The sequence below is a fragment of the Streptomyces sp. NPDC004721 genome, from assembly GCF_053601495.1.
Map to the genome: position 1 here is coordinate 1 of NZ_JBSGBZ010000124.1, position 6,753 is coordinate 6,753.

Annotated in this window: 7 protein-coding genes and 1 pseudogene; 7 read left to right on the top strand and 1 reads right to left on the bottom strand. The window is 69.9% G+C overall.

What is annotated here, in order from left to right:
* From ACWEK3_RS41805 to ACWEK3_RS41815, 3 genes and pseudogenes are all read left to right on the top strand, one after another.
* Window positions 1-191, top strand: a pseudogene (locus tag ACWEK3_RS41805) (hypothetical protein); the annotation flags it as partial.
* A 394-nt stretch (window positions 192-585) separates the two neighbouring features.
* Window positions 586-1,014: an ATP-binding protein gene (locus ACWEK3_RS41810; protein ID WP_453252207.1), complete on the top strand. Its 429-nt coding sequence runs from the start codon at window positions 586-588 to the stop codon at window positions 1,012-1,014.
* 56 nt (window positions 1,015-1,070) lie between these two features.
* Window positions 1,071-1,727, top strand: coding sequence for a hypothetical protein (locus ACWEK3_RS41815; RefSeq protein ID WP_453252208.1), 657 nt, complete (start codon window positions 1,071-1,073; stop codon window positions 1,725-1,727).
* Between the two features lie 619 nt (window positions 1,728-2,346).
* On the opposite strand, the gene ACWEK3_RS41820 is transcribed toward ACWEK3_RS41815, so the two are convergent.
* Window positions 2,347-2,934 carry a TetR/AcrR family transcriptional regulator gene (locus ACWEK3_RS41820; protein WP_453252209.1) on the bottom strand — a complete coding sequence of 196 codons (588 nt, stop codon included), beginning with the start codon at window positions 2,932-2,934 and terminating at the stop codon, window positions 2,347-2,349.
* A 64-nt stretch (window positions 2,935-2,998) separates the two neighbouring features.
* Here ACWEK3_RS41820 and ACWEK3_RS41825 point away from each other — a divergent pair, with 64 nt between their 5' ends.
* The 4 genes from ACWEK3_RS41825 to ACWEK3_RS41840 form a co-directional block, all read left to right on the top strand.
* The gene (locus ACWEK3_RS41825) at window positions 2,999-3,808 is read left to right on the top strand and encodes an SDR family NAD(P)-dependent oxidoreductase (RefSeq protein ID WP_453252210.1); all 810 of its coding nucleotides are present in this window, start codon (window positions 2,999-3,001) and stop codon (window positions 3,806-3,808) included.
* A 411-nt stretch (window positions 3,809-4,219) separates the two neighbouring features.
* Window positions 4,220-4,915 (top strand): NAD-dependent epimerase/dehydratase family protein, encoded by a 696-nt coding sequence (locus ACWEK3_RS41830; protein ID WP_450546829.1) that lies wholly within the window; start codon window positions 4,220-4,222, stop codon window positions 4,913-4,915.
* An 18-nt stretch (window positions 4,916-4,933) separates the two neighbouring features.
* Entirely contained in the window at window positions 4,934-5,119 is a 186-nt protein-coding gene (locus ACWEK3_RS41835) for a hypothetical protein (RefSeq protein ID WP_450546830.1), read from the top strand.
* 299 nt (window positions 5,120-5,418) lie between these two features.
* Window positions 5,419-6,753, top strand: a 1,335-nt coding sequence (locus ACWEK3_RS41840; RefSeq protein ID WP_453252211.1) for an SPOR domain-containing protein, incomplete at its 3' end; no start/stop codon positions are given.

Genomic DNA, 6,753 nt, shown 5'->3' on the forward strand with positions numbered 1-6,753 from the left:
CCGCCGGGATCACCTGCCGGCTGCAGGCGGTCGGAGCCGGCGGGGTCAGGGCGGACGGCGCCACCTGGCGGGCAGGCGAGTACCCTCCCGGCACCACGGTCCCCGGGGCGGTCCCCATGTCTCCGGGCGCCATCGAGCACTTCGAGATCGTCGCCGGCAACGGTCAGAAGATGGTCACGATCCGGGCGTGAGATCGCCAGGGGTCCGCCCGACCCTGCGTCGGGCGGACTTCTGGCGCACCGGACCACGGTCGTCCACGGGACTCCGGCCCGCTCCCCTTCTGCGGTTGCCGAACCAGTGGGACCAGTCGCCCTCGCCGTCGATTCCCGCGAAGAAGGCCAGCCCTTGGCCGACTTGACGCGTGAGCGCGCAGCCGGGGCGTGCACGCTCTCCGGTCTTGACCTGACCAGCAAGAAGTGGAGTAAGTGGAGTAAAAGGAGCGAATTGCTCGAACCGTTCGGCATGCGCCGTCCGTGGAACTGAATGAACGCTCCGATGCAGGATCCGGCATACCGACCGCCCTTCGAACGCGTTGGCAGTCTCCACGTTCCGGTCTCCGCACATGCACAGAAGAGTCAGAAGACCATGTTCGTAACCGATTCCCCCCGCCCGCGCCCACCGATCTCCCGGCGTTGCCGCCACGAGGCACTGCTCGCCCTGCCCGCGCAGGAGGCGCACGTCTGCGCCGCCCGTCACCTCGCGGCCGATCTGCTGGAGACCTGGTGTGTTCCCGAGAGCGAGCGCGAGTCCGCCGTTCTCATCGTCGACGAACTCGCAGCCAACGCCGCCCAGTACGGCCGCGAGCACATGACCCTGCGGCTCGTCCTCGACCACGGCACCCTGAACATCGTGGTCAGTGACTCCGGAACGGCCGTGGAACGCCGTCGCCCCGACATCGCCCCGGACGAGCACGGCCGCGGCACCGGCATCGTCCAGTACCTCGCGCAGTCGACCAAGGTCCACCAGACGCGCAGCGGCCGCGAAGTCCACGCCTGCCTGAGGTGCTCGGCATGACCAGCCCCGGATTTCCGTGCGAGCCGCCGCCCCTTGCCGGGCCCGGGACCGTGGCAATGCGTCGGCTGCCGGCCACCGGCGGCCGCCTCGGCGCAGGCTCACCCGACGACCCCCGCGAGTGGGCCCTCGCGACCCACAAGCCGTGCCCCATCGATGTCTGTCCAGCCCCGGTCCGGGGGCCCGTGCGGTCCCTGGCGAACCCACCGGCCCTCGACCATGGCAACCTGGACCGCGGCGATCTGGACCACGACACCGTGCTGTGCACACGCTGTGGCGCCCGCCCCGCCGTATCGGGGGAGGACGTCACCCCGAACACCGGCGAGGACGTCGACGCCCCGCCCCCGCACGAGGTGTACGCGAACGCGCCCGACCTGCGCCGCGAAATGCACCAGTTGCTAGCCCTCGGAGCCGAGCGCGACGGCCGCCAGGCCAGGACCGTCACCGGCCGGCCGGTCGACGCCGCGGTCGCCGAACGCGCCTGGCTGCTGCGCCGGGCAGCCCTCATGGACCGTATGGCCCTGGAAAGCCCTGGCCCCGGTCCGGCCGGCGCCGCCGCACAGACCGCCGAACAACTCCTGCGGCACGACCGCCGCCGTCCCGACCTGGTGGCCGGGCCGTGCCGACCCGACACGATCACGCTCGGCCCCAACTGCCGCCGCTACGTCCGCCAGGAATACGCCGCCTGGGCCTCCGCGGGGCGGCCCGGCACCTGAACCGGCCGACGCGACAGCCAGCCCCGCCCCGCCTCACCCGCCTCCGTCGTGACATGACTCGACGCTCTCGGCCGACACTGGCAGTGGCCCTTGCTCCAGGGTTGCTCCGGCCAGGGAACGACCGGCACCGGTCTGCCGACGCCCGCGGCCCGAAGGCCTACGCGGGCTCCGCTCCCATCACCGCACCTCTGGAAAGAAACCAGCTGACCAGCCGTGGTCGAGGCTGGGCGCGGGCGGAGGCGTGGTCGGCCTCATGGTCGGGGTCGTGGTCACCCCGCCCCATGGCGGCTCGGTCGGCACTCCACACCGGCGCGTGGGGCGGGCGACCGGACGAGCTCCCACTCTGCATCGGGCAGTTCATGGCGGCATATCACCCGACCGTGATTCACCAGCCGAAATCATTCGACGACAGACCCTGGGCCGCTTGACGAGCCCGATGGGCTCAAGCGCCCGCGAAAGCCCAGGTGTTGCTGTCGGCTTCTTCCCGGTGCGCACCCAGAAGCGACGCGGCCCCGAGCTCACCGAGCGGCTGCGTGAGCCGGCACTTTGCGTCGCACCTCCGTTGCCGGTGTCGCCGCGAGGCCCAGCCACCGTGGCGCTCGACGTCGGGCTGTATGGCCTATGGCCGCAGCGCGACATTGACGGCCAAGCTGAGCTTGTCGACGAATTCCGGACGGTCGGCAACGCGGTGCTTCCAACCCTCGCCGGCTGCGGCCAAGACTTCGGCGATCTGGCGCGGCGCGACTTTGTCAGCGGGCCGGCCAGAGGCGGCAATCGCCTCGGCGAGCGCGTCGTGGAAGGCACCCCGGTAGTCGTCGTACATGCTGTCGAGCTTTGCTGTGCCCTGCTCCAGCAGGTCGTCGACGCCCTCGTTGAGGTGCGTACCGACGTAGCGGCCCAGATGGGCATCGAGTGCGGCCACCAGACGAGCGTTGAGGTCCACGTCCGGTGCGGTCAGCGCCGCACGGACGTCGCCCAGGGCACGGTCCAACTCCTGCCGCATGGTCTCGCGGAACAACTCCTCCTTGCTGGAGAAAAGGAAGTACAGCCCCGGGCGGGAGATGTCCGCGGCCCGGGCCACTGCGTCCATCGACGTCTTGCGGTAGCCGAAGGTGGCGAAAACAGTCAGCGCCGCTGCAAGCACCTGCTCGCGGCGCTGGGCGTCTCCCCGGGGTGTTGACATAGGCACACTGTACAGGATGAGCATGCTATACAGTATTTGTTGTTCCTGATTAGTGCGGCTGGAGGCCGCACCTCCGAGAGAGAGCATCATGAGCAAGACTGTCCTGATCACCGGCGCCGCGACCGGCATGGGCGAGGCGATCACCTTCGAGTACGCCAAGCGCGGCTGGAATGTCGTGGCCACCATGCGTGACACCGCTAAGGCCAACCCGGCCTTCACCGACCTCGCCAACGTCCTGATCACCCGCCTTGATGTCACCGACCACGCCAGCACCGAGCAGGCCGTCAGGGAGGCGATCGATCGCTTCGGCGCCATCGACGCCCTCGTCAACGCCGCCGGCTACGGGCAGGTCGGCACGGTCGAGGAGGTCAGTCCCGACCAGCTGCGCGACCAGTTCGAAACCAACGTCGTGGGCGTCGTCCAGGTGATCCAGGCCGTACTCCCGCACATGCGGGAACGCGGCTCCGGCCACATCCTCAACATCGGCTCCATGGGCGGCCACGTCAGCCTGCCCACGATGTCCGTGTACTGCGCTTCCAAGAGTGCCGTGCAGAACCTGACCGAGGGACTGGCCGCGGAGGTCGGCCCGCTGGGTATCCGCGTCACCCTGGTCGAGCCGGCCGGCTTCAACACCCAGTTCACGACCAACTCGAAGCTCCCCGCCTCCTCCATCCCTGCCTACGCGCCCGCTTACGAATCCATGGCCGGATTCGACAAGCAGACGGTCAGGGGCGACCTCGTCAAGTCCATGGCGGCCGTTGCCGACATCACGGGCATCGACGAGCCCCCGCTGCACCTGGCCGTGGCCACCGCCGGCCTGGAGATGGTGCGGGGCCGCTTCGCCGAGCTGATGGACGAATACGCCCGCTGGGAGCCGGTCACGGCCGGCACCGATTGACGGCGACACCCCCAGAGCACCGTTCGGGGACGACCTCCAACGGACCGACGCCACCGGACTGCCTTCATCCGGAAGCGTCGGCCCCGGGCGGTGTCACTGGGTCCCTAACCATGGGTTTTAGACTGTCTGACGCGTGGCCGACCGCTTGGCGGCAACTGGAGCGCCCCGAGAACGAGTTGCCGCAGGCCATCCACGACAGGCACAAGGCAAAGGTCGACCAGATCGCCCAGGCGTTGAAGGACAGGCGCGTCTCCTATGCGCTGCCCGCTGGGGAACTGCGTGACCTGAGTTCGTGCTCTCCCTGAGCAACACCCGCTCACGCCCGCCATGGGCGTCGGCATCGATAGCGAGCGCCGTCACTGCCACCGTGGTGCTGCGCACCTGACCTCCTCCTCTCCCTGGAGCCTGTCTGTGAAAGTCGTCATCTTTGGCGCGTCCGGCATGATGGGACACGGCGTACTGCGCGCCTGTCTCCTCGACCCCGCCGTCACGCGTGTGCTGGTAGTGGTCCGCCGCCCGCTGGGCATCAGCCATCCCAAACTGCGGGAAATCATCCACCAGGACTTCACCGATCTGTCCGCCATCTCCGAACAACTGGCCGGTTGCGACGCCTGCTTCTACTGTCTCGGCATCTCCTCCTCCGGCCTCGGCGAGGTCGAGTACACCCGCATCACCTACGACTACACCCTCGCTGCCGCGCGTGCCATGTCCGCGTCCAACCCCGGACTGACCTTCACCTACATCTCGGGAGAGGGCACCGACAGCAGCGAACACGGCCGGACCATGTGGGGCCGTGTCAAGGGCCGGACCGAGAACGCCCTGCTGGCCATGCCGATGGACGCGTACATGTTCCGCCCCGCCTATATCCGCCCCCGCCACGGAGCAGTCTCCAGGACCCCGATGTACCGCGTCCTCTACGGCCTCACCTCCTGGCTCTACCCGCTGCTGCACCGCCTCGCCCCCCGTCACACCACAACCACCGAACACATCGGCCGCGCCATGCTCGCCGTCACCCGGCCCGGAGCGATCGAGCAGCGGATCCTGTACAGCCCGGAGATCAACCGACTGGGCGGCGAGAGCGAAACCACCGCCGCGAAGTCAGGGTGATCGATCACCGCTGCACTGGTGCCAACCGAGCAGGAACTCGACAACTCCTGCCGCTACGGCGAAGAAGGCCCCACACCCTCGCAACGTGAGATGACCTCCGCGACCGGCCGGCACACCTTCGACCGCACCCTGCTCCAACCCACCGAACCCGTCGCCTTACGCCTGTCCGGCCACGCGAGCGCCTCGTCATCGCGGCCGAGTTGAAGTGCCCGTCCTGGGAGTCGAGTGCGCCCCGGCTTTCGGCGGTGTGAGGAGCGAACAGCGGGCCAGGAAGGCTCTGGTGACGGCGTCTCCCGGGGTGTCGGCACCTCCGATCATTCACGCATGTATGCCTGTGTCGTCTCTTCTCCGTACCGAACAGGTCGCCGGGCTCGGCTGGACTGCGTCCGTTGATCGGCCGGTGCGAGCGCGCAGTCGGCCCTCCCGGACATCGAGTGAGTGAGGGTTCCATGGGCAACACAGTCGGAACACGTGGGAGCGGGACCTGGCGCACCCGCCGGGGCATGCGCACTCGAGCGGCGCTGGCCACCGCCCTCGTGCTGACCGCCGTCACCCCCTGGACGGTCTCCGGAGTGGCCCAGGCCGCCGCTCCGGCAACGGCCGCTGCCGCCGCCGACTCCTCCACGGCGCAGTGGACCACGCAGACTGTCGCACCCGGGGCCGAGGTACGCACGGGCGTCCTGCGGCATGCGGACGCCGCGCCGACCTGGACCGTCACCGTCCAGGCAGCCGCAGTCAACCGGCTGACCGGTGCCGCCTCTTGGGCCCCGGTGGGTGACCGCTCCTGGGCCGAGGCCACCACGCAGCGGCTGCGCGACGCCGGCTTCGCGCCGCAGTTGGAGGAGGTGTTGTGGCCGGACTACGCGGACACCCCGCGCGGCGCCATCGGCTGGCGGCTGCGGGTGGGTTCGTATCCGACCCAGGCCGCGGCGACGAGCGCGGGCAAGGCACTCACCGCGGCCGGGTTCCGGACCGCGGTGGACTGGACCGGCTACGACGCCGAGCAGCCGGCCGACCGCGAGAGCGTCCACGTCGCAGTCGTCGACCCGCACCGCTTCCAGGGCACGGTCGAGGGCACCCACCACGGCAACGTGGCACAGCGTGAGACGACTTCGTCGGTCGCCGCCGGACTGGGCTCCCTGATCGGTGTCAACGCAGGCTTCTTCATCACCTCCGACGCCGACGGCGTGCAGGGCACCTCGGCCGGGGTCGCCGCCTACGACGGTGAGCTGCAGTCCATGGCCGCCGGCAGCCGCGCCGCGCTGATCCTGGAGAACGGCGGTCGGAACGCCCGCATCGCCGACCTCACCACCACGGTCACCGCGCGGGCGGGGGCCGCCGCCTTCCAGGTGCAGGGGATCAACCGCGTACCGGGCAAGGTCCGCAACTGCGGTCGCCCCGGGGCGACCCCCACCGAGCAGCCCCGCCAGGACCTCACCTGCCGGATCGGCGACGACCTGGTGAAGTTCACCCCGCAGTTCGGGGCCGCACTGCCCAGCGGCAGCGGCACCCAGGTGGTGCTGGACGCCGCCGACCGGGTGGTCTCGGTCGGCGCCCGAGGCGGCACGGTCCCGGCCGGCGGCTCGGTGCTCCAGGGCATCGGCGCGGCCGCCGACTGGCTGTCGAGCCACGCGGAGCCCGGTAAGAAGATCAAGCTGCAGGACGTCGTCCGGGACACCCACGGCCGGAAGGTCGAGCTCGGCCCCGGTGACAGCATCGTCAGCGCGGCTCCGACGCTGGTGAAGGACGGGCAGATCCACATCGACGCAGCCGCCGAGGGCACCCTCGACCCGCTGGACCTGTCGTTCGGATACGCATGGTCGAATGCGCGTCAGCCC